Raw genomic sequence first — 22,929 nt, 5'->3', positions numbered from 1 at the left:
GCATCATCCGCCGCCGTATGGCGTGCCCTTTCTGGAAATCAGCAATTGGGTCAGTTCGGCCGATAATTTGCGCAATTCTTCTTTTTCGCAATCGTCGAATTCATGCCGCGGTTCTCGGTCGATCACGCAGATCGTGCCCAATTTGGACCCGTCTTCCGCGATTACCGGGGCACCGGCGTAAAAGCGGATCCCGGGGTCGCCGGTCACCAGAGGGTTGGCGTGGAACCGTTCGTCGAGAGTGGCATCGCTCACCACCATCACGCCGGAATCCTCGATCGCATGAGCGCAGAACGAGACCGAACGGGGCGTTTCGCGCGCGTCGATGCCGACTTTCGCCTTGAACCACTGCCGATGCGTATCGACCAGAGACAGGAGCGCGATCGGCACTTTGAAGCGCTCTGCGGCCCGCAGGACGATCTCGTCGAATTCAGGCTCGGGAGGTGTGTCGAGCAGACGATAGCCGTGGAGCGTTTGAAGCCGCTTGAGTTCGTCGTCGCGCATACTGAATCCTGCCATTTCCCCTCTCATTCGTTAAAGCCTTTGGGTTGCAAAACATTTAACTCGATGATCGATGCCTAGATCGGGCGCCGACCGCGCACGGCGAGACGCGCGCTACGTTTGGCCCCGGAGATACTTCTCGCGAAAATACTCTTCGCTACCCGGCTTTACGGGCCGAATCGCGCGCCGGTGACGCCGCGCCAGACAAAACAGCAAGGTCGGCCAGAGCACCGTGTTGGCGACATCGACGGCCGGCTCCCAGCCACGGGCTTCCGGACTCGCGCACAGCGCATCCATCGATTCGTTAACGAGGGCGAGAAGGTAAACCATCGCGATCGGCAGCCGCGATCCCACGCCGCGCCCGAACAGCACGGTCGCCACGACCAGTATCAGCAGCCCGGCATGGAGATGAAGAAGATCATCGCTCGCCCCGATGGCGGCTTCCAGGCTCCGCTTCGTCTCAGCATACAAAACGAGCGGATTCATCGCGGCGGACCCAAACGCAACTTTCTCATGCCGATCCATCGCATCAAGGCGTTGCGTAAGGATTGCGGCCCCATCGGGAAAACACCGGAGGGGGCTCGCAAATGAAGGGCAGCCTGGGCAGATGGCGCCAGCGAGCGAACGTTTGGGATTGTTGCTGGAAGCGGCCCGTTGCCGGGCCGCTTTGACCCAGTCGTCTACGGCTTCTGGGCGAACCAGATGACGTGACTGGCGGCACCGGTTTCGTCGGTTTCGTAGATCATGGTTTCGTGCACTTCGAACCCGGCGTCGCCGAGCCTCAATGCAAAGGCGGGATCCGGGTAGGCGGACCAGACGGCGAGAATGCCGCGGGGGCGCAGGGCATTCATCGCGGCCCTGAGACCGGCGCGATCGTAGAGATTGTCGTTGGCGGGGCGCGAAAGGCCGTCCGGACCGTTGTCGACATCGAGCAGGATCGCATCGTAAGCCTGTCGCGCCGCGCCGATCAGCATCGCGACGTCTTCGTTGACGAGCATGATTCTGGGATCATCGAGGCAGCCGGCGGTCAGCTTGTGCATCGGCCCGTGGGCCCAGGCGATGATCTCGGGCACGATCTCGGCGACGATCACATTGGCATCGGAACCGATCACGGCAAGCGCGGCGCGCAGCGTGTAACCCATGCCGTAGCCGCCGATCAGCCATTCGGCCCCGACGCGTGCGCCCAGACGGGCGAAGGTCATGCTGGCAAGCGCGGCTTCCGAAGTGCTGGCCCGCGTGCTCATGAGCTCGGCATTGGCGAGCAGGATCGTGAACTCGTCCTCGCGTTGCATCAGGCGCATCTCGACGCCGTCGGGCACATGGGCGGTCGCGATCCACTCGTGACCGTCCATCGGGTCGGACCCGCTTTCGCTGAGCGAGGCTATTTGCGGGCCTTGCGCGCGGCATAGCGCGCGTCGCGAGCGGCCTTGCGCTCGGCTTCGGTCAGCTTGGGCTTGGCCTTGCGAGCCGCTTCGGCTTCGGCGCGGGCCTGTTTTTCCGCCTTGGCCTGGGCCTGGCGGGCTTCGCGTTCGGCCTTTGCAGCTTCGCGCTTGGCGGCCAGTGCGGCTTCGCGCTCAGCGGCCTTGGCGCGCAGCGCGGCCTGTTCGGCCGGATCGGGGGCGGGCTTGGCCTTGAGCATTGCCAGCGCCTTGGCGCGCGCGGCCTGGGCCGCGTTCACCCTGTCGTTCACTCCGGGTTCTTTGTACTTCGCCATCGTTCCTCGCTTCAGCACCACGCCCGTTCTGGCGGGCCATACGGAAAGAAGCGGGGAAGGGGGCCAGGGGTCCGAATATTCGCAAACCGACTTCGCACTGCTGGCTACCGGCACTTCGGGGCCCGCAATTTCCGGTTCTTAACCCAGCCAGTGGCGGGTGCCGAAGAACGGCCTTGCCCGATACTGTGCCAAGTTCGACTTGGACTGCCTGGTGCGGTCGAGAAGACTCGAACTTCCACGGGCTTTCGCCCACAACGACCTCAACGTTGCGCGTCTACCAATTCCGCCACGACCGCTAAATCATCGGGGTCCGGAAAAAGGACCGGCCCCAAGGCAGGAGCGCGCCCTTAGCAAGCGACGTTCAGGGCTGCAAGCACTCATGGTCGCAATGTCGGAATTGTTTTTGCGGCCGTCTCCAGCCGCCCGGTCAGGCGGGCTTCCAGCCGATCTCGGCGACGACGGCCGCCTTGGGCACGTCGGTGACGGCCTCGTTGATCTTGATCGATTCGCCCGGGCGCAAAGTGCGGCGCGGCGGCACCACTTCCCAGCTGTAGACCACGCGGTTGCGGGCGTCGCGCAGCACGATGAGAATAGTCGGCACCGTGCGGGTTTCGCTGCCCACATTGGTCACCGTACCGCTTGCGCCGAAAAACTCGGTGCCGTTCGGCAGGGTCCGCTTGTCCTGCCGGTTGCGCGGGAAATCGAGCTGCAAGTCGCGCTGCGCCTCGGCGAACGTGGGGCGCGGGATCGGCATCCAATCCGGCACGCCGCTCCAGGCGACCACCGCCGCGAGACCCAGCGTCACGACGCCGAATATGACTGCGAGGTAAGTGCCGATCCGAGCCCAGTTGCGCCGAGGACGGAACGGTGGCGCGTAATCGAAGCTGGACGGGCCTTCGTCGGAATACGTGAAAGCTTCGGTGTCGTCGTAGACCCGAGGGGGTTCGGCGCCCTCAGGAATCCGCGACGGGGCCGAATCGAAGGAGGGAGCCGGCTCTTGCTCCGGCTCGTGCGGCATATCGGCAACGGATGGCGGCTCTGCGACCGGCGGCGCTGTCGGGGGTGCAGTCGGAGCCGGCCGGGCCGCGGCATCGTTCGGCGACGGCGAAGGTGAGGGCGAGCCCGAACGGGCGGGGGCGGGTGGCGCGGCAGGGGCTGCATCCTGTGCCTCCCGACGGACCGGTGCCTCCTGACGCGGCGCGTCGCGGGACGGCGGGGTCTCGGCCTCGGCCAGCTGCGGCCCTTCCTGGAACCAGCTGTGGCGGCACTTGGCGCAGCGCACGGTCCGCCCGTCTATACCGATCGCGCTATCGGGGACCGCGTAACGCGTGGAACAGGCCGGGCAAGTCAAGATCATGTCTGGCTTAAACATGACTGTTGCATGGCCGACAAGCGGCACGGCTGTGGGCGGAGCGCAAGACTGCCTTTTTTCCACATTCATTGCTGTCTATGGGACAGCTCGGCATTCGCGACAGGTCCGTTAACGTAAAGCGACATGCGGTTAAGGATGGGTATTGAGTTCGGGGCGATGACACAGGGGGCCGACACCGAGATCGTCCAGTTCGACAACGTCGGCCTGCGCTACGGCACCGACCGCGAGGTCCTGAGCGACTTGTCGTTCACGCTCTATCCCGGCAGTTTCTACTTCCTCACCGGCGCGAGCGGGGCCGGCAAGACGTCGCTGCTCAAGCTGCTCTATCTTTCGCTGCGCCCATCGCGCGGGGCCATTCGTATGTTCGGCTCGGACGCCATTACTCTGCCCCGGGGCAAGCTGCCCGAACTGCGGCGCCGGATCGGCGTCGTCTTCCAGGACTTCCGGCTCGTCTCGCACCTTTCGGCTTACGACAACGTGGCGCTGCCGCTGCGGGTTTCGGGTTTCACCGATGCGGAACTGCACAAGCCGGTATCGGACATGCTCGAATGGGTGGGGCTCGCCGGGCGGATGAACGCGCGGCCCGCGACGCTTTCGGGCGGCGAGCAACAGCGCGTCGCGATCGCGCGCGCGATCATCGGACGACCGCAGATGCTGGTCGCGGACGAGCCGACCGGCAACGTCGATCCCGACATGGCGATCAAGCTGCTGCGCTTGTTCGAAGCGCTCAATCGCCAGGGCACCACCGTGGTGGTCGCGACTCACGACGTTCACTTGCTCAGGAAAGTGCCCGAGTCCCTGATCATGCGGCTCGACAACGGACGGCTGTTCGATCCCACCGGGGCCTTGCGCTATCCGCCGCGAAGGGCCGGGCGGTGAGCCGGCCGACCAGCATCGGCGCGGTGGTCAGCCGCGGGCGGCGCACGTTCAGCGGGGGCGGCTCCGAAATCGTGCCGCAGTCGCGCTTGTCCGGACCGATGCCCTGGGTGATAGCGATCATGGTGGCGTTGACCGTGATCGCGCTCGCCGCCGGTCTTGCGCTAGGCAACGCGGTGAGTTCCGCGCGCGCCGAGCTCGAAGGCGGGTTGACCGTGCAACTGGTCGAAGCGCGCGAGGAAGAACGCGATGCGCAGGCCGAGGCGGCACTGGCAGCACTGCAGGACATGCCCGGCGTCGTCTCCCTTCGCCGCGTGCCACGCGAAGAAGTCGATGCGCTGATCGAACCCTGGCTCGGCGAGGACATCGGCGGCACGGCGGGGGACAGCGTCCCGGTCCCGGCCCTGATCGACGTGCGTCTCGACGGCACGGCGACGCAGCAGCGATTGCGCGAGGTCGAACAGCGCTTGCGCCCGGTCGCGCCTTCGGCCCGGATCGATGCGCAAGCGAACTGGCTGCGCCCGGTGTTCGCGGCCATCACCTCGCTGCAGTGGCTGGCCATAGCCCTGGTCGCCTTACTGTTCGTAGCCCTTGCGGCGGCCGTGCTGCTGGCGGCGCGCACGGCCTTGGGCACGAACCGCGAAACGATCGAGATCGTGCACTTGCTGGGCGGAACCGACGGACAAATCGCGCGCGTCTTTCAGCGTTCGATCGGGGTCGACGCGCTGGGCGGCGGCGTGGTCGGGCTGGTTCTCGCCGCGGCGGTCATCCTCGCGCTCGGACGCCGGTTCTCGGGGCTCGGCGCGGGCATGGTCGACAACGGCGCGCTCGGCCTGGTCGATTGGCTGCTGCTGGCGCTGGTTCCGGTCGTTACGACGCTGCTCGCGATGGTGACGGCCCGCATCACCGTCATTCGCACATTGCGCAAGATGCTGTAACCGGCGTCGTCATGTATCGTCGTCTCGTCGCTGCGATCGTTCTTGTATGGGCGATCGGATTCCTCTGGTTCGCGGTTGCCCTCCCGTCGCCGGCGGGGGATGCGCGCACCGATGCCATCATCGTCCTGACGGGCGGCACGGGACGGATCGACCGCGCGCTCGACTTGCTGCGCCGCCGCCAGGCGCCGCAGCTTCTGGTCTCCGGCGTCGATCCCGAAGTACGCGCCGTCGATTTCCTTGCGGAATACACCGTGTCTCCCGAGCTACTCCACTGCTGCGTAACTCTGGGCCGCGATGCTTACGACACGGAAAGCAACGCGATCGAGGCAGGCGACTGGGTTCGCTCGCGCAAGGCGAAGACCGTTCGGCTGGTGACGTCAGACTGGCATATGCGCCGCGCAGCGCTGGAGTTCGAACGTGAGATGCCCAAAGGCGTGGTCGTGATGCGCGACGCGGTCGCCACGCAGCCGAGCCTCAGGATCCTGTTCCTCGAATATCACAAGTGGCTGGCGCGTCTGGCGACGAACCTGTGGAAGGCAACATGAAGCCGACGCTTGGCGAAAGGCTGCGCACGGTCGCGTTCTGGGTCGTTTTCTATGGCGGCAGTCTGTTCTACGTGCTGGCGGCCCTTGCCGCTTTGTCGATCGCGCGCAGCAGCTTTCGCCGCATCGTTCGCGGCTGGTCTGACTGGCACCGGTGGTGCGCCAGGCATCTGCTGGATATCGAGATCGTGCTCGAAGGGGACCTTCCCGAGCATGGCGCGCTGATCGCCATCAAGCACGAGAGTTTCTTCGAAGCGATCGATCTGCCCGCGCTGATCCGCGAACCTGCGGTCTTCGCCAAGGTGGAGTTGCTGCGCATTCCCTTGTGGGGGCGCGTCGGGGCGGCGTACGGTCTGGTCCCGGTCGAGCGCCAGCAAGGCGCGACGGCGCTGCGCAAGATGCTGGCCGCGGCGCGGCACTATCTGGCCGAGGGGCGCCCGCTCGCCATCTTTCCCGAAGGCACGCGCGTCCCGCAAGGAACGCGCGCGCCTCTTGGGGCGGGGTTCGCGGGGCTGTATAAGCTGCTCGGCCTGCCGGTCGTCCCCGTGGCGACCGACAGCGGGCGGCTCTACCAGCGCCGCTGGAAACGGAGCGGCGTCGTCACGTATCGCGTCGGGCAGACTATTCCGCCGGGCCTGCCCAGAGCGGAAATGGAGCAGCGCGTGCTCGATGCGATCAACGCGCTCAACCCGACGCCGTAGTGACGGTTACGCCGCTTCCACCTCGACCGTCTGCGAATTCATGTCGGCCCGCGCATAAGACGTGAGGAACGACACGTCGGCGGCATCGCGCCCGACGCCGATCTTGGCCATGCCGTCGGACGACGACATGCCCGTGGCATCGACCATGTACCAGGTCCCGTCGAGGAAGACTTCGGCGACGGCATGGAAATCCTGCGGCGTAACGCCCAGGCCATAGACGCTGACGAAGCGGGCCGGAATCGTGCTGGCGCGAGCGAGCGTGATCATCAAGTGCGCAAAGTCGCGGCACACGCCCTGGCGATCGACATAGGTCTGCATGGCGCCGGTTTCGGCATTGCTGCTGCCTGCCGCATAAGTGATGTGCGAATAGATCCAATCGCTGATCGCCGCGATCCGCGCCCCGCCCTCGAGCGAGCCGAAATCGGCGTTCGCCAAGGACTGGAACCGATCGGACGGGCAGAACCGCGAGGGAAGCAGATACTGGATCGTCTCGCCCGGCAGGAGATGCGGCGGAACCGCGGAGAGGCTGGCGATATCGCCGCTGAGGCGCTCGATCTCGACTTCGGCTTCGTAGCGCACCGTCAATTGACCCTCGTGCCGCAGCCAGATGCGATCGCCGATCGAATCATGCCCCGGAACGCGCGCGAAATGCTGGGTCGGCGGCAAGTCGATATGCGCGTGACGCACGGTCTGTTCCGGAATCATCGCGGCTTCGACTTGCAGCAGGACATCGGTGCAATCGGGAAGGTAGTAGTCGAGCTCGGACTTGATCTTGAGTTTCATAGGATGAGGTGGCCCCGAATGAATGGCGTTCGCCCGCCAAAAGCGCGAGCGAGATTGTGGCTCCCGGTAAGGAGTAAATAATAATCAGCGCTGGTTTCGACGATGGTCGCCGCGACCGAAATCGGGGCGCGCATCGTCTTGACCTTCCTCGATAATCGAGCGGCGCGTGGCCCGCGTACGCTCGAAATGGCTGAACAAGGCTTCGCCGTCCCCGACACGGATCGCGCGCTGGAGTGCGGTGAGATCTTCGGTAAAGCGCTGCAGCATCGTCAGCACCGCGTCCTTGTTGGACAAGAAGACATCGCGCCACATCGTCGGATCGGACGCGGCGATCCGGGTAAAATCGCGAAAACCGCCCGCGGAATACTTGATGACTTCGCTGCGCGTGACTTCTTCGAGATCGGACGCCGTGCCGACGATGGTGTAGGCGATGAGGTGCGGCAAATGGCTGGTCACGGCAAGGACCAGATCGTGATGCTCGGCATCCATGATCTCGACATTGGCGCCAAGCGTCTCCCAGAACTCGACCAGCGCCGAAAGCTTGAGCAGGTCGGTCTTCTCGGGCGGCGTGACGATGCACCAGCGGTTCTGGAACAGGCTGGCGAAGCCGGCGTCCGGGCCCGAATTCTCGGTGCCGGCGACCGGGTGAGCGGGGATCACGGTGTGATCGGGTAGGGCTTCCGCCAAGGCCGCCGCGATCGAGGACTTGCTGGACCCGACGTCGCTGACGAGCGCATCGGGCCGGATCGCGTCGCGCAGCGCTTGGGCGACCGGGCCGATCGCGCCGGGCGGCACGCAGAAGATCACCAGGTCGGCACCTTGCACCGCGTCTTCCGGCGTATCGCAGACTTGCGAGACGAGGCCACGCTCGGCGGCGCGGGCGCGGGTTTGCGGGCTGATGTCGTAGCCGCTCGTCGCGACGCCGGGCAGGCAAGCCTGGACCGCGAGCCCGATCGAGCCGCCCTGGAGGCCAAGGCCGATGATCGCGACGTGCCGAAACATCAGCTGGCCTGTTGCGCCATGTCTGCAAGCGCTGCGGCAATCGCGTCCATGTCGGCGGTCTTGCCGATGGTGATGCGCAGTGCCTGCGGCAGACCTTGTCCTGGCAGCCAGCGAACGATGTAGCCGCGCTCGGCGAGGCCCTGGTAGGCGCTCTCGGCAGTCAGCGCGCCCTCGAACAGCACCAGCACGAAGTTCGCTTCGCTCGGCACCGCGCGCAGTCCGCGATTGCCCAGCGCCTCGATCGCGGCGACGAAGCGCGCGCGCTCGGCGGTGTTGTGATCGCGGCTGCGCGTGACGAAATCCTGATCGTCCAGCGCGGCAAGCGCCATCGCTTGTCCGGTGGCGGTCACGTTGAAGGGTCCGCGAATGCGGTTCAGCGTCGCGACGATCGCAGGCGCTCCCGTGCCCCAGCCGATCCGTTCGCCGGCGAGCCCGTAGATCTTCGAGAACGTGCGCGTTACCAGCACGTTATCGTGCGCTTCTGCCAGCGCAAGGGCACCGTCATCGTCCGCTTCGCCGAGGTATTCTCCGTAAGCCTGGTCGACGACCAGCAGAACGTCCCGGGACAAGGCGGCGTGAAGCCGTTCGAGCTCGGCTCGGGGGAGGAAGCAGCCCGTCGGGTTGTTGGGATTGGCAAGGAACACCACGCGAGTCCGCTCGCTGACGCAAGCCAGCAGAGCGTCGACGTCGGTACCGAAGTCGCGATCGGGTGCGACCACGGGGTTGGCGCCGCAGCGCCGCGCCGCGATGTCGTAGACCGAAAAGCCATAGCGCACGTAGAGCACGTCGTCGCCATGGCCCGCATAGCCTTGCGCCGCGAGATTGAGCAATTCGTCGGACCCTGTGCCCATGACTACGCGCGCCGGATCGATCCCGTGCCGCGCGCCGATCGCAGCGCGCAGGGACGTGCTGTCGGGATCAGGGTAAAGCGAAGCCGCTGCCGCGCTGCTCCGCGCGGCCAGCGCCGCCTGGCTGCTCCCCAAGGGGTTTTCGTTGGCCGACAACTTGATCAGTGGGCGACCGTCCGCTCCGGTCGATTTGCCGGGAACGTAGGCGTGGATCTGTTCGATCCAGGGCTTGGGCACGGGGCCGCGCGAAAGGGTTTTGATATCGCTCATGGCGCCGGTGCCCATAGCCGAGCTTCGCGCCGATGGACAGCCGCGACATCGCTTGAAGAGCCAAGCCGTGATTGACAGCCCGCTGCGGCTGGATCAATCCGCACCGCACCATGGCCAGTGTCTCTGAAACCGATACCAGCAAGGTCCTCGCGCTGTCCGCGCCGCTGCCGCTCGATGGCGGGCAGACGCTTGAGAACGCGCAGATCGCCTATGAGGCTTACGGCACCTTATCGGCCGCGAAGGACAACGCGATTCTCGTCACGCATGCGCTGACGGGAGACCAGTACGTCGCGAGCCGCCATCCGATTACCGGCAAGGCCGGCTGGTGGACGCGCATGGTCGGGCCGGGCAAGCCGATCGATACCGACCGCTATTTCGTGATCTGCGCCAATGTGATCGGCAGTTGCATGGGCTCGACCGGTCCCGCCAGCACCGCGCCTGACGGCAAGCCGTGGGGCATGCGATTCCCGGTGATCACGATCCGAGACATGGTGCGCGGCCACGTCGCGCTGCTCGACGCGCTCGGGATCGAACGGCTCCATGCGGTCGTCGGCGGTTCGATGGGCGGTATGCAGGCGGTCAGCCTCGCGGCGAACTTTTCCGAGCGGATTGGCGCGGCGCTGATCATCGCCTCGACCGCGCGACATTCGGCGCAGAACATCGCCTTCCACGAAGTCGGGCGGCAAGCGATCATGGCCGACCCAGCCTGGCGCGAAGGGGATTACTATTCGCACGGCAAGGGCCCCGAAAAGGGCCTCGCCGTCGCGCGCATGGCGGCGCACATCACCTACTTGTCCGAGGCGGGGCTGACCGAGAAGTTCGGCCGACGCCTGCAGGATCGCGATGCGAAGACCTTCGGTTTCGACGCCGATTTCCAGGTCGAAAGCTACCTGCGGTATCAGGGGCTGTCGTTCACCGATCGTTTCGATGCGAACTCCTACCTCTATATCACGCGCGCCATGGACTATTTCGATCTCGCCGAGGAGCACGGCGGCTTGCTCGCGCGTGCGTTCAGCGGATCGCGAGCGCGCTTTTGCCTCATCAGTTTCGATACCGACTGGCTCTACCCGACCGCCGAATCGCGCAACATCGTCCACGCGCTCAGCGCGGCGGGTCTTCCAGTGAGCTTCGTCGAATTGTCCGCGCCGTTCGGCCACGATTCCTTCCTGCTCGACGTGCCCGCGCTCGATAAGGTGGTGGCGGGGTTCCTGGGATGATCGCCTATTCGGATGCGACCGATCGGTTCGACATGGACCGGATCCACGCCTGGCTGGCGTCCAGCTACTGGTCACCCGGGATCGCACGCGAAGCTGTCGAGCGGCAATTCGCCGGATCGCATAATCTTGGCGCGTTTCATCGCGACAAAGGTCAGGTCGGGTATGCCCGCGTGGTGTCGGACAAGGCGAGCTTCGCCTGGATCGCGGACGTGATCGTCGATCCCGATGCCAGAGGCGAAGGTGTCGGCCGCGGTCTCGTCGGCTGGTTTCTCGAGCATCCCGACTACGCCACGGTACGCCGATTCGCGCTGGTCACTGCCGATGCGCACGGCGTCTACGCCGGGGTCGGTTTCCACGCACCCTTGCGGCCCGAGCGCTACATGGAGCGACTATCGCCCGAGTTCGCGCGCCAGATCAGCGTCGGGATGCCGGAACCTCGCTCATGACCAGCCTTCGCCCCGACCTCGCGATCATCGCCGAGAACGTCGCGCCGAGTTCGCGAGTGCTCGACGTCGGGTGCGGCGACGGTACGCTGCTTGCCGCGCTACGCGACCGCAAGGGTTGCGATGCCCGAGGCATGGAGATCAACGCGGCCAACGTTGCGGAATGCGTGGGTCGCGGCTTGTCGGTGATCCAGGGTGATGCGGACAAGGATCTGCCCTTCTACCCGGACCAGTCGGTCGACTACGCGATCCTCAGCCAAACGCTGCAGACGACGATGCGGCCGGCCGAAATCCTCGAACAGCTCTTACGTATCGGCCGCAAGGCCTTCGTCAGTTTCCCGAATTTCGGACACTGGCGAGTGCGGACCTCGTTGCTGTGGAACGGCCGGATGCCGGTCACGCGGCTGCTGCCGGTCGCCTGGTACGAGACGCCCAACATCCATCACCTGACGGTCGAGGACTTTCGCGGCCTGATTGCCGAGCGCGGCATCCGCGTCGAGAACCAATGGTTCCTGCGCGGCGATCGCGATTGCCACCCGGCTGCGGCCAACTTCCGCGCCGAACACGCCGTGTTCCTGCTGAGCAACTGACCGGCGCGATCTCCCGCTCGGCGGCTTGATGAAGGCGTCAGTTGCTCCGCCCGGCGTCGTGGACCAGCAGCACACTGTCGTCGCGCGCCAAGGCCCATAGCGACAGTCCCGCCCCCCGCGCACGCTCGACCGCGAGCGATGTCGGCAGCGAGATCGTGACCAGCGTCGTCGCCTCGGCGCGCACCGCCTTCTCGACGATTTCGTAGCTGCACCGCGCCGTCGAAAGCAGGAACCCAGGCGTCAGCGGCGTTCGCTGGCGCAGCGCCGCCCCGGTGACCTTGTCGATCGCATTGTGCCGGCCGACATCTTCGCGCACCAGGCGGAGATCGCCCTCCGGCCCCGCCAGCGCTGCGGCATGCGCTGCGCCCGTCGCGCGGCCGAGGCGCTGGTGCCCGGAAATCGCGCCGACCGCCGCGAAAATCGCGCGACTATCGATGCGGACGTGGGCGGCGACCCGGGGCAGGGGGCTCGCCAGCGCTTCGAGATTCTCGATCCCGCACAAGCCGCAACTCGATTCCGCGACGCGCCGGCGGACGCGCTCGTTCAATCGTTCTTCGCCGAGCCCATCGATTATCGTCCGCACGATCCAGCCGTGCTCGACCTCGGCCACCGCCGTGTCGACCACGGCCCGCGCATCCTGTGCCAAGCCTTCGGCGATCGCGAAACCGCACGCGAAATCCTCGAGGTCTTCGGGCGTCGCCATCATCACGGCATACGCGACGCCGTTGAACTCCAGCGCCACCGGCGCTTCCGGAACCCAGGCGCGCGAAACCACGCGGCGGCGACCGTCCCGTCCAATCTCGGTGGGCTGTTGCGTCACGGCCGTCGCAGTCAGCCCATGTTGAGGCCGTGATAGGCTCCAAGCTTGTTGCCATCCGGATCGCGAAGGTACGCGCCGAACGCACCGCGCGCTTGCGGCTTGGCTTCAGGTTCGCCTTCGCTGGAGTCGCCGTTGGCGATCCCGGCCGCATGCCATGCCTTCACTTCGTCGTCGCTCTGCGCTTCGAAGATCACCGTCCCGCCATTGGCGTGCGTTACCGGATTGCCGTCGCGCGCCGGCCCAAGCACGAACTTGATCCCGCCGGGCAAGGAATACATCACGATCGGGTACTGCGCCGGCGTTTCTCCGGGTTCGACGCCTAGGGCACCGAAGGTCGCATCGTAGAAAGCCCTAGTTTTCTCAAGGCCGGCGCTGCCCAGTCGCATGCTCTTCAACATTACTCGTACATCCTCTCGATCGGGCGCCGTCAGCCGAATGCGTGAAGCACGCTTTCGCCGGCCTCGGTCTTGCGCATGCGATATAGGAGGGCGCGAATGGCAGGGTCAATGCGGCGGGAAGCGCCAAGGCGAAGGCCTGACACCGTTGTCACCGTGCTCCCTCGCAGGGGCGCGGCACACGCACTGCGCCCCCATCTTATCCACGCCTATAACCCGGCCCTTCGCCAACCGGCGGGTGGACGCGCCCCGGCCGCTTTGGCATCCCTGAAGGAATGTGGCACATCTACCAGTTCCCCCTCTGTCCGTTCAGTCGCAAGGTGCGCCTGTTGATGAGCGAGAAGGGCCTCGCTTACGAGCTGCGCACCGCCTGGCCCTGGAAGGACGGCGAGCTTCTCCATCAGCTGAATCCCGCCGGCCGCACGCCGATCCTGCGCGACGAGGAAAAGGACGTCACGCTGTCCGACAGCCGGGCGATCTGCGAATATTTCGAGGAAACGGTCGACCGCGCGCCGCTGATCAGCGGTACTTCGGCGCAGCGCGCCGAGCAGCGCCGGTTGATCGCGCTGTTCGACGAGAACTTCTTCGGCGACGTCGCCGCCCCGCTGCTCTCCGAAAAGATGATCAAGCGGCTTTCGGGCGCATCCCCGGTGGCGAGCGCGCTGCGCGACGCGATGAAGCTGGGCCACGACTATCTCGACTATATCGATTACTTGATCGACCACCGCCCCTGGCTCGCCGGGCCGACGATGACGCTGGCGGATCTCACCGCCGCAGCGCACATCTCGGTGGCCGACTACCTGAGCGGTCTCGATTGGTCGTCGCACAAGCAGGCGCACGGCTGGTACATGGTGATCAAGAGCCGGCCGAGTTTCGGCCCGCTGCTGAAAGAGCGGATGGACGTGATCCAGCCGCCGCGGCACTATCCCGACGTCGATCTTTGAACGATTGCTGGTTGCAGCAGGCTCGGCGAGTACCGCGCCGGTTTCCGCCTTGCCCAGGCAGTCGTGCCTAAGGCGCAGGCGTAGCGTCGCCGAACCGGCCGTGCTTGCGGTAGGGGACCATCCAGCGATCTAGAAACAGCTCGAGCGGTCGCGGATGCACGCCGAGATCGGTGATCTGCGGCAAGCTGCCCCCGGCAACGCTCCCCGCCTTGAGCAAGGCATACTGGTCGCTCGAGATCGGCCCGCCCGGAAGAAAGCCCATCACCGTTGCCAAGCCGCTGCCGATCGCATCGGGCAGTTCGATGAAGGAGCGGTTGCGGCCTTGCGCGTGAGCAATGCGGCGATGCAGTTCGATCATCGAGATCGCCTCTGGCCCCGCGACTTCGAAAGTCTTGCCCGCGGCCGTTTCCGGCACGGCGATGGCGTTGCTCACCGCATCGGCGAGATCGTCCACGAATAGCGGCTGTACGCGCGCCTCGGGCGCGAAGACCGGCAGGAACGGCGCGCTCGAAATCAGCCGCGCGAACATCTGGATGAACTGGTCGTCAGGACCGAACAGCAGCGAAGGGCGCAGGATCGTCGCTTCGGGAAAATGCGCGCGAACCGCCTCTTCGCCTTGCGCCTTGGTACGCGAATAGGCGATCGGCGACTGCGCGTCGCAACCGAGCGCGGAAATGTGCACGAAGGACTGCGCGCCGGCCTGCTTCGCCGCCTCGGCCACTTGGCCGACACCCTTTCCCTGCAACGCGTCCAGATTGCCCGAGAACGCGCCCACGAGGTACACGACCGCATCCGATCCCGCGAGGGCAGGGCCCAGCGTTTCCGGGCGCGTCACGTCGACGCGGGCGAAAGCGACCTGCCCGAGGTTGCCGAGCGGCTTGATCATGTAGGCTTTTTCGGGATTGCGGCTGGCGATGCGCAGCCGCGCGCCACGGGCGAGCAACTCTTGCGCGAGATGCCGCCCGACGAAGCCGCTGCCGCCGAGCACGGTAATGACCTTGCCGGTAAGGGGGGGTATCGCGCGATCGTTCATGGCCGTTCTGAATCCTTCGTGCGTTGCCTGGGCCTGCCTGCAACGGCCCTTGGCACAGCCCCCCGGCAACGGCAACCGGGCAATCGTGCCTCTCCCGCTCGTGACCGTTGACAAGCCTTCACGCACCCCCTATCGGCCCCCTCCTACCCGCGGCGCTGCATGGCGTCGCCCGTGCCCAGATGGCGGAATTGGTAGACGCACCAGCTTCAGGTGCTGGCGCTCGCAAGGGCGTGGAGGTTCGAGTCCTCTTCTGGGCACCATTTGTTCTTCTCGGAACATCCCAAAAAGTGTATTAAACCCGCAGAAATCCAAGGGAATTGGCCCTTGGATCGTGCCGGATCGTCCCGCCTTTTCTCGGGGGTTCCGCACATTTTTGCGGGCCTTTTGCGGGCCTTTGCAAAAACCACATTGGGAAAAGGCCCGCACATGCCTCTGACCGAAACTCGGCTTCGCGCGCTCAAGCCAAAGGACAAACCGTACAAGGTCGCCGATGATCGCGGATTGTACATCGAGGTCTCTCCATCGGGCGGCAGACTCTGGCGATTTCGCTATCGAATCGGCACCGTTGAGAAGAAGCTCTCCATCGGCTCCTATCCCGAAATCAATCTTAAGGACGCGCGCCAAGCCGCCTACGAGGCTCGCGTCAAAGTCGCGTCGGGCGGTGACCCCGCGATGGACAAGCGCAAGCAGAAGATCCGTTCGGAATTCCTGTCCGCCCAGACATTCGAGGCGGTGGCACGCGAGTACATCGATGAGATGATGGTGCAGAACGGCCGGGCGGATGCGACGATCATCAAGGCGAACTTCTTCCTCGACCAGCTGACAGATGCCATCGGCAGTCGTCCGATTGACGAGATCGAGCCATTCGAGGTGCTGGCTCCCCTCAAGCGCCTCGAAGCGAAGGGCAAGCACGAGACCGCCAAGAAGACCCGATCCTTTGCGAGCCGTGTATTTCGCTATGGGGTTGCCACGACGCGCTGCAAAGGCGACCCTACGACCATGCTCCGCGGGGCGCTGATCACGCCCAAGGCAAAGCACTATGCCGCGATCCTTGAGCCGAAGGACCTTGGCGGGCTGCTGCGCGCGATCCAGGACTACACTGGCAACTTCATCACCCGGTACGCCCTGCTCATCGCACCCCATGTCTTTGTACGCCCTGGCGAGCTGCGGCATGCCGATTGGAAGGAGATCGACCTGGAAGAAGGCGTCTGGCGCATCCCAGAGGGCAAGATGAAGGCGCGCCGTCCTCATGCCGTGCCGCTGTCCACGCAAGTGGTCGGGTATCTCAAGGAACTTGCGGAGATGGTCGGTACCGAGGGCTATGTGTTCCCCTCCGCCCGTGCTTCTGTTCGCCCGATGAGTGAGAACACCTTGAATGCCGCCTTCCGCCGGATGGGCTTCACAAAGGACGAGGTCACCGCTCATGGTCTGCGGGCAACCGCTTCAACCATGCTGAACGAGAGCGGTCTCTGGAATCCGGACGCGATCGAACGAGGATTGGCACATGGTGATAGCAACGCCGTTCGCGGCGTCTACCACCGTGGCAAGCACTGGGATGAACGTGTCCGCATGGCGCAGTGGTGGAGCGACTACCTCGATACGATCCGGGAGGGCGGTAAGGTCATAAATGTGGCGTTCGCCAAGGGATAAGCTCAGTTTGACGGAGCTCGGTTCCAAACTGGCAAGCGATATTGTGGTGGGTTTCGAATTCCTCACGCTGGCGAACAAAACAAAAACACGATAGTCTTCCCCTGCATTCCGCGGAGGGCCGCATGTTCGATGAGCTATCCCGTATCCTTCGTCAGTTGGATGGGCAGAAGATTACCGTCACGCCGGATATCGCAGTCGACGAAGACGGATACATCGACCGCGAGTGTCCTCACGACGACTGCATGTTCGAATTCAAGGTTTATGATCAAGACTGGCGTGAAATCGTGCGCGATGAAGAGGTGTTCTGCCCTTTTTGCGGACACGCGGCCGATGCTCAGAAATGGTGGACAACCGAGCAAATCGAGAAAATTCAGGAGCAGGCCCTCGCGCATGTAAAAGGCACAATCAACCAGGCGATGCGCCGTGATGCTGACGCCTTCAATCGGCGCCAGCGCAAAGGCAGCTTCATCACCATGAAAATGAAGGTCGATCGTGGCTTTCGTGAAGTTGTCCTCCCCGCGTCTGCAGCGGAGCCGATGCGACTCAAGCTGACTTGCGAGGAATGCTCTTGCCGCTTCGCGGTGATCGGTTCTGCGTTCTTTTGCCCCTCGTGCGGCCACAACAGCGCTGACAGAGTGTTTCGGCAATCGCTCAACGCCATCCGCGCTTCTCTTGACGCAATCCCTGCAATCCGGAGCGGGATTTCTGATGCCGATGCGTCAGAGAATACCATTCGCCTGCTCACCGAAGCAGGCCTTCAAAACGTCGTCATGGCTTTCCAGCGTTTTGCAGAAGCACATTACCAACGTCAGCCAGCTCCAATCAGAGTCCGACGAAACGCGTTCCAGAATCTCTCTGAAGGAAGCCAGTTATGGCGAACGGCCTTCGGAAAGGGCTTTGACGATCACCTGAGCACCTCGGAACTCACCGAACTGACACGCCTCTTTCAGCAGCGGCATCTCTTGGCGCACCGCGAAGGCATTGTTGATGCAGACTATATTTCACGGAGCGGAGACCCGACCTACCGTGAAGGACAGCGCTTGGTCATCCGGGAGTCGGTTGTGCGAATGGCGCTGCAACTCGTCGAAAAGCTTAGTGTAGGAATGGCCGCGGACCTCGCGCCCTCGGATTAGCTTGCCTTGCCTGCGCCCGGGTTCTTTCTGAGCTGCTCGAATCGATCAGCCACTTCGCGCCACATGGCGACACCACCGTCATCGTTTACAGACGTAAGGCGCTCGACCCGACCCAAAATGTAGGTCCCACCTTGATCACCGTGGTTCTTTTCGACCCACAAAGCCACGGCCCAGAGTTCCTGGTCACGGTTCAACACCAAGGTTCGCGTCGTCCCGTCCAGGTGCGAGCAAGGCCTTCGCTAACGAGTTGATCGCCCAGCGATCGGCCGCCCCGAACGACAACCCGCAGCTTGCGCCCAAATCGGTGTTCATCGCGATTTCCGATTGGTCGGACCTCGAAAGCGCCCTCGTTCAACAGGTCGCGAAGCCGGTAAGTCGCCTTCATGCCAAGCTGGTACTCAGAATCACAATTGGGTTCGCTAATCTCGGGGGTGTCGATGTCAGCGATCCTGATCTTCTCGCCCTCGAGCCAGAAGGTGTCGCCATCCACGACGCAAGTGCGGCGCGTGATTCCGCAGAGCTCGAAGCGAGGTGAGGTGCTTCCGGCCATCAGCGAAAGCTTAGGTGTAAGTTCTGAGGGCGCGACCGAGCTCAGACCGGACATCGGCCAATTCAACGCCAACATCCCGCCAGCGAATACAATCGAAAACGCGCCTAGTCCCAACATCCACTCCTTGCGCCGACGCCTGTCGCGCTGCTTCTTCAGTTAGTCCCGGAAATCGAAGCGAAGGACATTGTCATCCTTCGCGCCTCGATCTTCTTTTCGAGCCATCAAACTCGGCCTTCCCCACTCCAGCAATCCATTCTTCATTCATCCCTAGACGAACACCTTTCAGATGCGCGAGCCAATTGCTTGCCATCGATCGAGCACGCTGCGGACATAGCCGGGCGTCTCGCTGTTTCGGGGAATGCCGCCAGCACGCATAACCGCTCCAGGCCCTGCATTGTAGGCTGCGAGGGCGAGATGGATCTGCCCGAACTTGTCCAGCATCTCGCGTAGGTAGCGTGCCCCTCCATCAATGCTCGCGACAGGATCATGCCGGTTTGTGACGCCGAGGTAGCGAGCCGTACCCGGCATCAACTGTGCCAGCCCCGCCGCGCCGGCAGGGCTGATCGCCATCGGATTGAACCGCGATTCGGTCCAGATCAGCGCCTGCAATAGGCCAGGGGGAATCGCGTATCGAAGCTCTGCCTCTCGGACATTTGCCGAATAGATCATCTCGCGAAAAGAGGGCTCAATGACCGCCTTGCGCGGACCCACATTCATCTGGCCCGGGGCCGTAAGGGCCGGCTCGACAGCATCAGGCATTGCAGGTGTTGGTCGATGCTCGAAAATCGCAAAGGATGGCTCTTCGACCTGGGCCGAGACCTGCACCGCTGGAACGGCAGCCAGGAGCATCCCGATCATTCCAAATCTGCTCATCTTCCATCTCGTCGCATTGCTTCGAATCGGAATGGAACGTATAGTGAACACGAGGGTGTAGGAAAGCGCTTTGCGCGCGTGTCCGGGAGGAGAGTTCGCTCGCAAGGGGACGGTTTTTCGAGCTTGAGGAGCTTGCCAATGTCCCCTGCGTTCTCCAGTCCTGCCAACTCGTCCCTTACTTCAGTGGCAATGCAGCTTTGCGAGGAGCTGGGAGGGTATTGGTCCGGCTCCAAGGGCATGGCGCGATGTCCCGCCCACGATGACCGAACGCCCTCGCTCGGCGTGACCCTGGGCCGGCGCGCCATCCTTTTTCATTGTTTCGCGGGCTGCAGCCAGGATCAGGTCCTTACCGCGCTCGCCGCACGAGGTGTTTCGCCGGCAAGCATGTTTTCCGGGAAGGTCGAAGCCGATGCAGGTGCCAGTGTCGGCAAGCCCGCCTACCATGCGTTCGCAGAGCGCATCTGGCGTGAAGCAAGGCCAATCGACGATACTCCCGCCAAGGCCTATCTTCAGGCCCGCGGCATTCGTGCGGTCTCCCGCGTCCTCAGATTTCACCCCCGCACTCCGCTCGGACCGAAGGGAAACACGCAGTATCTGCCTGCTTTGATCGCGGCTGTGACGATGGACCATGGGCTGGTCGGAATTCACCGCACGTTTCTCAATCAGGAAACGCCTACGGTGGCACCTTTCGACAATCCTAAGCGCGCACTTGGGAGTTTGGCAGCGGGTGCCGTTCGCCTCTTCGATCCCGTCGATGGGCGGCTTGGCCTTGCCGAAGGTATCGAGAGCGCGCTTGCGGCCAAGGCGCTGACCCAGATCCCTTGCTGGGCTTCGTTGGGCAATGAGCGTTTTGGCCTTGTGTCTATCCCCGAGAGCGTGCGCGAATTGCACTTGTTTGTCGACAATGATGCAGGTGGCGATCTCGCTGAGGAACGCGCGCGTAGCGCCTACACCAGTGAAAGCCGGAAGATCATCACGCGTCGCCCGCGCGCTCACGGAACAGACTGGAACGACGCATTGCAGGCCTGGCTGCAATCCAAGCTTTAAGCGGGAAAGAGGAGAGAAGGCCTTTGGCCTGATGAAGCCCGACAAACGGACTGGGCTTCGTCAGGAGGTTCCAAATGCTCAGTTCTGCTCCCGTTCTTTTGCTTCCTCCACCATCTGAACCGCTGGTCTTGCTGGCCGCTCGCGCCATCGCCGTAAACCTGGCATCCGGCGAGCCAATCACACGTCGGCAGTTACAGGCGCTTTTGACCGATCATTTCGGCGGCACTGACGCCGAGGGGCGCTGGTCGGTGCGCGATGCGCATCTCGCGCTGGAATTGGCTCAGACCGCGTGCCTGTTGGCCGACGCACTGATCAGCTTGACCGCCCCGGCGGCCAGCGCGGACGGAATGTTTGCGGCGCTGGAAAACATGGCTCCTGTCCAGACTAACCGCAGTCACGAACAAATCGAATGGCAGCAGTTTGCGACGCCGCCGCGCCTTGCGTGGCTTGCCGCCCGGGCTTGCGCGCTAATCCCACACGAGCTCGTGTTGGAACCCTCTGCCGGGACCGGGATGCTCGCTGTCTGGGCGGCAAAGTCTGGTACGCGCCTCGCGCTCAACGAGATCTCTCCGCTACGCCGGGACTGCCTCAGTGCCTTGTTTCCAGACGCGCGGCTGACCGGCCATGATGCCGAACTGATCGACGAATTGCTCGATCGAGCCATCGCGCCAAGCGTGGTGCTCATGAACCCACCCTATTCGCACGGGATCGAGCGAGGCCACGACGCCCGCACGGGGGCGCGGCACTTGCGCTCGGCATGGAGCAGGCTGGCAAACGGCGGCCGTCTCGTTGCGATCATGCCGGAATGGTTCGATTGCCCCAAGTTTCTGGCGGGTCTGAAAGGGCCAGTTTCGCTGCGGCTGAATGCCGCGGTCGAACGTGCGTTCATCAAGAACGGCACCAGGATCACCACGCGACTGCTGGTCATCGACAAGGTGGGAGGCGCCAACGAACCTGTCGCTATTCGCACGAACGAGTTCCGCGAGCTGGTCGATCTTGTTGATGCCTTGCCTGCTCGCGACAGCAGGCAGACAGCCTCTGAACAATCAATCCTCCCGGCTCGTGCGCCGTTCCGCTTGGTAACTGGCCCGCGCAGACCGCTTCCGGCCCCGGCGAGGATCACGCCTGCAGCGTCGATGACCATCGGCGCGCTGACCTACGAGGCGCTTGAAACCCCTGCGCCGCTTGGGACCCAAGTCGGCCACTATCTGCCCTATCGTCCAAGCCGGATCGTTATCGATGGCGCGGCCGAGCATCCAACGCCACTCGTTGAGTCCGTTGCCATGGGTTCGATCTCGGCACCCAAGCCAGACGCGGTCCCGCAGCTTCCCGACGGGCTGGTTGCCAAGGGGCTGCTGTCTGCTGCCCAGACAGAGACCCTGATCTATGCTGCGGGCGCTCATGCGCGCGATCTTCCTGGCCGGTTCGAGCCCGAGGACAAGGGCTGTTCGCTCAAGGCTTCGGCGGAAGGCCAGGTCTACCGGCAGGGCTATTTCCTCGGGGACGGCACCGGCGCTGGTAAAGGCCGCCAGGTCGCCAGTGTCATTCTCGATCGGTGGGTGCGTGGGGAACGCCGCCATATCTGGATTTCGAAGAACGAAGCGCTGCTGGAAGACGCTCGCCGCGACTGGGCCGCCCTTGGCGGTCTCCCGATCGACATCCAGCCGCTGGCGTCCTGGAAGCTGGGCACCCCCATCGCAATGCGTGACGGAATTCTCTTCGTCACCTATCCGACCCTGCGTTCGGGCCGGAGCGACGCAACGCGGCTGGACCAGATCCTCGCCTGGGCCGGTGAAGATTTCGACGGCTTGATCGTGTTCGACGAAGCTCATGCCATGGCCAATGCTGCCGGCGGTGAAGGATCGCGGGGCAAGGTCAAGGGATCGGAGCAGGGCATTGCCGGGGTGCGCCTGCAGAACCTCCTACCCCGGGCAAGGGTGCTCTACGCCTCGGCCACCGGAGCGTCCGACGTCAACAACCTGGCCTATGCGACGCGTCTCGGGCTCTGGGGGCCAGAGACCGCGTTTGCCAATCGCGAGGCCTTCGTGGCCGACATTCGCGATGGCGGAATTGCAGCCATGGAACTGGTCGCGCGGGATCTCAAATCGCTCGGCCTCTATACCGCCCGGGCGCTCTCCTTCGCCGGTGTCGAGTATGAAATCCTCGAGCATTGCCTGACCGAGGATCAGATCGCGGTCTATGATGCCTATGCTGATGCCTGGGCGATCATCCACGCCAACCTGCGCGAAGCGCTGGAGGCCACACGGATCGTCGACACCGAGACCGGGGGGACGCTCAACTCCGGTGCCAAGTCCGCAGCGCTGTCGATCTTCGAGGGAACCAAGCAGCGCTTCTTCGCGCAGTTGCTGCTCTCGATGAAGCTCCCGAGCTTGTTGCCAGCGGTCGATACGGCGATTGCCGACGGGCACGCCGTTGTCGTCCAGCTGGTCTCGACGGCAGAAGCCATGCTCGACCGCCGGCTTGCCGACCTGTCGGACGAGGAACGCGAAGCGCTGGAGATCGATTTGTCTCCGCGGGAATACGTTTAATGTTGAGCTCAACATTAAACGTATTCTTTGCAGTCGCAGTTTATGTCGAGCGTGGCGGCAGGAGGCGCAGGTTTCCTTCGGTTTTCCATGATTTCACTCCAGATAATATATGAGGATCAGGGGAATGTCTGGGGACGGGTC

The 22,929-nt window shown here is 64.0% G+C and carries 27 protein-coding genes and 2 tRNA genes; 14 read left to right on the top strand and 15 right to left on the bottom strand.

Going from position 1 to position 22,929, the window contains the following annotated elements; genetic code table 11:
* Window positions 1–3: 3 nt before the first annotated feature.
* Together GQO94_RS16410 and GQO94_RS20830 are read right to left on the bottom strand one after the other, a co-directional pair.
* A complete protein-coding gene (locus GQO94_RS16410) occupies window positions 4–516 on the bottom strand; it encodes a GAF domain-containing protein (protein WP_232332975.1) in 513 nt (170 codons plus the stop codon).
* 96 nt (window positions 517–612) lie between these two features.
* Complete coding sequence (locus GQO94_RS20830; protein ID WP_198046004.1) at window positions 613–879, bottom strand: hypothetical protein; 267 nt, start codon at window positions 877–879, stop codon at window positions 613–615.
* A 21-nt stretch (window positions 880–900) separates the two neighbouring features.
* On the opposite strand from GQO94_RS20830, the gene GQO94_RS20825 reads away from it, so the two are divergent.
* A complete protein-coding gene (locus GQO94_RS20825) occupies window positions 901–1,089 on the top strand; it encodes a hypothetical protein (protein ID WP_198046003.1) in 189 nt (62 codons plus the stop codon).
* Between the two features lie 89 nt (window positions 1,090–1,178).
* Here the strand turns inward: GQO94_RS20825 and GQO94_RS16400 are convergent, their stop codons facing one another.
* The 4 genes from GQO94_RS16400 to GQO94_RS16385 form a co-directional block, all read right to left on the bottom strand.
* A complete protein-coding gene (locus tag GQO94_RS16400) occupies window positions 1,179–1,850 on the bottom strand; it encodes a spermine/spermidine synthase domain-containing protein (protein ID WP_156842514.1) in 672 nt (223 codons plus the stop codon).
* 29 nt (window positions 1,851–1,879) lie between these two features.
* Window positions 1,880–2,212, bottom strand: a complete 333-nt coding sequence (locus tag GQO94_RS16395; RefSeq protein ID WP_156842513.1) for a DUF6481 family protein — start codon at window positions 2,210–2,212, stop codon at window positions 1,880–1,882.
* A gap of 209 nt (window positions 2,213–2,421) precedes the next feature.
* Window positions 2,422–2,508 (bottom strand) — tRNA-Leu (locus GQO94_RS16390).
* Between the two features lie 131 nt (window positions 2,509–2,639).
* Window positions 2,640–3,569, bottom strand: coding sequence for an MJ0042-type zinc finger domain-containing protein (locus GQO94_RS16385; RefSeq protein WP_156842557.1), 930 nt, complete (start codon window positions 3,567–3,569; stop codon window positions 2,640–2,642).
* A gap of 171 nt (window positions 3,570–3,740) precedes the next feature.
* Between GQO94_RS16385 and ftsE the strand changes: the two genes are divergently transcribed.
* The 4 genes from ftsE to GQO94_RS16365 are packed head-to-tail and all read left to right on the top strand — an operon-like array spanning window position 3,741 to window position 6,641.
* Window positions 3,741–4,463, top strand: a complete 723-nt coding sequence (gene ftsE, locus GQO94_RS16380) for a cell division ATP-binding protein FtsE (RefSeq protein ID WP_156842512.1) — start codon at window positions 3,741–3,743, stop codon at window positions 4,461–4,463.
* Window positions 4,460–5,398 carry a cell division protein FtsX gene (locus tag GQO94_RS16375; RefSeq protein ID WP_408636647.1) on the top strand — a complete coding sequence of 313 codons (939 nt, stop codon included), beginning with the start codon at window positions 4,460–4,462 and terminating at the stop codon, window positions 5,396–5,398. The genes ftsE and GQO94_RS16375 overlap by 4 nt, the downstream gene beginning before the upstream one ends.
* A gap of 11 nt (window positions 5,399–5,409) precedes the next feature.
* The gene (locus GQO94_RS16370; RefSeq protein ID WP_156842511.1) at window positions 5,410–5,943 is read left to right on the top strand and encodes a YdcF family protein; all 534 of its coding nucleotides are present in this window, start codon (window positions 5,410–5,412) and stop codon (window positions 5,941–5,943) included.
* Window positions 5,940–6,641 (top strand): lysophospholipid acyltransferase family protein, encoded by a 702-nt coding sequence (locus GQO94_RS16365; RefSeq protein WP_156842510.1) that lies wholly within the window; start codon window positions 5,940–5,942, stop codon window positions 6,639–6,641. The genes GQO94_RS16370 and GQO94_RS16365 overlap by 4 nt, the downstream gene beginning before the upstream one ends.
* Before the next feature lie 6 nt (window positions 6,642–6,647).
* Here GQO94_RS16365 and GQO94_RS16360 read toward each other — a convergent pair whose 3' ends face one another.
* The 3 genes from GQO94_RS16360 to hisC all read right to left on the bottom strand — a co-directional run bounded on the left by GQO94_RS16360 (window position 6,648) and on the right by hisC (window position 9,544).
* Window positions 6,648–7,424, bottom strand: coding sequence for a transglutaminase-like domain-containing protein (locus GQO94_RS16360; protein WP_156842509.1), 777 nt, complete (start codon window positions 7,422–7,424; stop codon window positions 6,648–6,650).
* A gap of 84 nt (window positions 7,425–7,508) precedes the next feature.
* Entirely contained in the window at window positions 7,509–8,429 is a 921-nt protein-coding gene (locus tag GQO94_RS16355) for a prephenate/arogenate dehydrogenase family protein (protein ID WP_156842508.1), read from the bottom strand.
* A complete protein-coding gene (gene hisC, locus GQO94_RS16350) occupies window positions 8,426–9,544 on the bottom strand; it encodes a histidinol-phosphate transaminase (protein ID WP_156842507.1) in 1,119 nt (372 codons plus the stop codon). The genes GQO94_RS16355 and hisC overlap by 4 nt, the downstream gene beginning before the upstream one ends.
* Window positions 9,545–9,654: 110 nt before the next feature.
* Between hisC and metX the strand changes: the two genes are divergently transcribed.
* The 3 genes from metX to metW are packed head-to-tail and all read left to right on the top strand — an operon-like array spanning window position 9,655 to window position 11,794.
* On the top strand, window positions 9,655–10,761 hold the full coding sequence (gene metX / locus GQO94_RS16345) for a homoserine O-acetyltransferase MetX (protein ID WP_156842555.1): 1,107 nt from the start codon (window positions 9,655–9,657) through the stop codon (window positions 10,759–10,761).
* Complete coding sequence (locus tag GQO94_RS16340; RefSeq protein WP_156842506.1) at window positions 10,758–11,207, top strand: GNAT family N-acetyltransferase; 450 nt, start codon at window positions 10,758–10,760, stop codon at window positions 11,205–11,207. The genes metX and GQO94_RS16340 overlap by 4 nt, the downstream gene beginning before the upstream one ends.
* A complete protein-coding gene (gene metW, locus GQO94_RS16335) occupies window positions 11,204–11,794 on the top strand; it encodes a methionine biosynthesis protein MetW (RefSeq protein WP_156842505.1) in 591 nt (196 codons plus the stop codon). Before GQO94_RS16340 ends, metW begins: the two co-directional genes overlap by 4 nt.
* A 37-nt stretch (window positions 11,795–11,831) precedes the next feature.
* Here metW and fdhD read toward each other — a convergent pair whose 3' ends face one another.
* Together fdhD and GQO94_RS16325 are read right to left on the bottom strand one after the other, a co-directional pair.
* The gene (gene fdhD / locus GQO94_RS16330; RefSeq protein WP_232332974.1) at window positions 11,832–12,614 is read right to left on the bottom strand and encodes a formate dehydrogenase accessory sulfurtransferase FdhD; all 783 of its coding nucleotides are present in this window, start codon (window positions 12,612–12,614) and stop codon (window positions 11,832–11,834) included.
* A gap of 11 nt (window positions 12,615–12,625) precedes the next feature.
* The gene (locus GQO94_RS16325; RefSeq protein ID WP_156842503.1) at window positions 12,626–13,012 is read right to left on the bottom strand and encodes a VOC family protein; all 387 of its coding nucleotides are present in this window, start codon (window positions 13,010–13,012) and stop codon (window positions 12,626–12,628) included.
* A 272-nt stretch (window positions 13,013–13,284) separates the two neighbouring features.
* On the opposite strand from GQO94_RS16325, the gene GQO94_RS16320 reads away from it, so the two are divergent.
* Window positions 13,285–13,953 (top strand): glutathione S-transferase family protein, encoded by a 669-nt coding sequence (locus GQO94_RS16320; RefSeq protein ID WP_156842502.1) that lies wholly within the window; start codon window positions 13,285–13,287, stop codon window positions 13,951–13,953.
* Window positions 13,954–14,020: 67 nt separating this feature from the next.
* On the opposite strand, the gene GQO94_RS16315 is transcribed toward GQO94_RS16320, so the two are convergent.
* Entirely contained in the window at window positions 14,021–14,986 is a 966-nt protein-coding gene (locus tag GQO94_RS16315) for a complex I NDUFA9 subunit family protein (protein ID WP_156842501.1), read from the bottom strand.
* A 173-nt stretch (window positions 14,987–15,159) separates the two neighbouring features.
* Here GQO94_RS16315 and GQO94_RS16310 point away from each other — a divergent pair.
* The 3 genes from GQO94_RS16310 (at window position 15,160) to GQO94_RS16300 (ending at window position 17,769) form a co-directional block, all read left to right on the top strand.
* A tRNA-Leu gene (locus GQO94_RS16310) sits at window positions 15,160–15,246 on the top strand.
* A gap of 166 nt (window positions 15,247–15,412) precedes the next feature.
* Complete coding sequence (locus tag GQO94_RS16305; protein ID WP_156842554.1) at window positions 15,413–16,636, top strand: tyrosine-type recombinase/integrase; 1,224 nt, start codon at window positions 15,413–15,415, stop codon at window positions 16,634–16,636.
* Window positions 16,637–16,758: 122 nt separating this feature from the next.
* Complete coding sequence (locus GQO94_RS16300) at window positions 16,759–17,769, top strand: hypothetical protein (RefSeq protein WP_156842500.1); 1,011 nt, start codon at window positions 16,759–16,761, stop codon at window positions 17,767–17,769.
* On the opposite strand, the gene GQO94_RS21420 is transcribed toward GQO94_RS16300, so the two are convergent.
* The 3 genes from GQO94_RS21420 to GQO94_RS16290 form a co-directional block, all read right to left on the bottom strand.
* Complete coding sequence (locus GQO94_RS21420) at window positions 17,766–17,966, bottom strand: DUF6961 family protein (protein WP_408636645.1); 201 nt, start codon at window positions 17,964–17,966, stop codon at window positions 17,766–17,768. The two genes, GQO94_RS16300 and GQO94_RS21420, sit on opposite strands and share 4 nt — an antisense overlap.
* Complete coding sequence (locus tag GQO94_RS21065) at window positions 17,960–18,319, bottom strand: thermonuclease family protein (RefSeq protein WP_332310849.1); 360 nt, start codon at window positions 18,317–18,319, stop codon at window positions 17,960–17,962. Before GQO94_RS21065 ends, GQO94_RS21420 begins: the two co-directional genes overlap by 7 nt.
* Before the next feature lie 282 nt (window positions 18,320–18,601).
* Complete coding sequence (locus GQO94_RS16290) at window positions 18,602–19,192, bottom strand: lytic transglycosylase domain-containing protein (protein ID WP_198046007.1); 591 nt, start codon at window positions 19,190–19,192, stop codon at window positions 18,602–18,604.
* On the opposite strand from GQO94_RS16290, the gene GQO94_RS16285 reads away from it, so the two are divergent.
* Together GQO94_RS16285 and GQO94_RS16280 are read left to right on the top strand one after the other, a co-directional pair.
* The gene (locus GQO94_RS16285) at window positions 19,094–20,239 is read left to right on the top strand and encodes a DUF7146 domain-containing protein (RefSeq protein ID WP_332310848.1); all 1,146 of its coding nucleotides are present in this window, start codon (window positions 19,094–19,096) and stop codon (window positions 20,237–20,239) included. The genes GQO94_RS16290 and GQO94_RS16285 overlap by 99 nt on opposite strands.
* Before the next feature lie 74 nt (window positions 20,240–20,313).
* Window positions 20,314–22,788, top strand: coding sequence for a strawberry notch-like NTP hydrolase domain-containing protein (locus GQO94_RS16280; protein WP_156842499.1), 2,475 nt, complete (start codon window positions 20,314–20,316; stop codon window positions 22,786–22,788).
* Window positions 22,789–22,929: the final 141 nt, after the last annotated feature.

Origin of the sequence: Novosphingobium aquimarinum (assembly GCF_009746585.1) — a bacterium.
Taxonomy (GTDB): Bacteria; Pseudomonadota; Alphaproteobacteria; order Sphingomonadales; family Sphingomonadaceae; genus Novosphingobium; species Novosphingobium aquimarinum.
This window is presented reverse-complemented; position numbering and strand designations above follow the sequence as displayed.

Bases quoted from the DNA above. Each gene is read 5' to 3' on its own strand.
- GQO94_RS16410 (WP_232332975.1), bottom strand. From the start codon at position 516: ATGGCAGGATTCAGTATGCGCGACGACGAACTCAAGCGGCTTCAAACG.
- GQO94_RS20825 (WP_198046003.1), top strand. From the start codon at position 901: ATGGAGATGAAGAAGATCATCGCTCGCCCCGATGGCGGCTTCCAGGCT.
- GQO94_RS16400 (WP_156842514.1), bottom strand. From the start codon at position 1,850: ATGGACGGTCACGAGTGGATCGCGACCGCCCATGTGCCCGACGGCGTC.
- GQO94_RS16395 (WP_156842513.1), bottom strand. From the start codon at position 2,212: ATGGCGAAGTACAAAGAACCCGGAGTGAACGACAGGGTGAACGCGGCC.
- GQO94_RS16385 (WP_156842557.1), bottom strand. From the start codon at position 3,569: ATGATCTTGACTTGCCCGGCCTGTTCCACGCGTTACGCGGTCCCCGAT.
- ftsE (WP_156842512.1), top strand. From the start codon at position 3,741: ATGACACAGGGGGCCGACACCGAGATCGTCCAGTTCGACAACGTCGGC.
- GQO94_RS16370 (WP_156842511.1), top strand. From the start codon at position 5,410: ATGTATCGTCGTCTCGTCGCTGCGATCGTTCTTGTATGGGCGATCGGA.
- GQO94_RS16365 (WP_156842510.1), top strand. From the start codon at position 5,940: ATGAAGCCGACGCTTGGCGAAAGGCTGCGCACGGTCGCGTTCTGGGTC.
- GQO94_RS16360 (WP_156842509.1), bottom strand. From the start codon at position 7,424: ATGAAACTCAAGATCAAGTCCGAGCTCGACTACTACCTTCCCGATTGC.
- hisC (WP_156842507.1), bottom strand. From the start codon at position 9,544: ATGAGCGATATCAAAACCCTTTCGCGCGGCCCCGTGCCCAAGCCCTGG.
- metX (WP_156842555.1), top strand. From the start codon at position 9,655: ATGGCCAGTGTCTCTGAAACCGATACCAGCAAGGTCCTCGCGCTGTCC.
- GQO94_RS16340 (WP_156842506.1), top strand. From the start codon at position 10,758: ATGATCGCCTATTCGGATGCGACCGATCGGTTCGACATGGACCGGATC.
- metW (WP_156842505.1), top strand. From the start codon at position 11,204: ATGACCAGCCTTCGCCCCGACCTCGCGATCATCGCCGAGAACGTCGCG.
- GQO94_RS16325 (WP_156842503.1), bottom strand. From the start codon at position 13,012: ATGTTGAAGAGCATGCGACTGGGCAGCGCCGGCCTTGAGAAAACTAGG.
- GQO94_RS16320 (WP_156842502.1), top strand. From the start codon at position 13,285: ATGTGGCACATCTACCAGTTCCCCCTCTGTCCGTTCAGTCGCAAGGTG.
- GQO94_RS16315 (WP_156842501.1), bottom strand. From the start codon at position 14,986: ATGAACGATCGCGCGATACCCCCCCTTACCGGCAAGGTCATTACCGTG.
- GQO94_RS16305 (WP_156842554.1), top strand. From the start codon at position 15,413: ATGCCTCTGACCGAAACTCGGCTTCGCGCGCTCAAGCCAAAGGACAAA.
- GQO94_RS16300 (WP_156842500.1), top strand. From the start codon at position 16,759: ATGTTCGATGAGCTATCCCGTATCCTTCGTCAGTTGGATGGGCAGAAG.
- GQO94_RS21065 (WP_332310849.1), bottom strand. From the start codon at position 18,319: ATGGCCGGAAGCACCTCACCTCGCTTCGAGCTCTGCGGAATCACGCGC.
- GQO94_RS16285 (WP_332310848.1), top strand. From the start codon at position 19,094: ATGCTCGAAAATCGCAAAGGATGGCTCTTCGACCTGGGCCGAGACCTG.
- GQO94_RS16290 (WP_198046007.1), bottom strand. From the start codon at position 19,192: ATGAGCAGATTTGGAATGATCGGGATGCTCCTGGCTGCCGTTCCAGCG.
- GQO94_RS16280 (WP_156842499.1), top strand. From the start codon at position 20,314: ATGCTCAGTTCTGCTCCCGTTCTTTTGCTTCCTCCACCATCTGAACCG.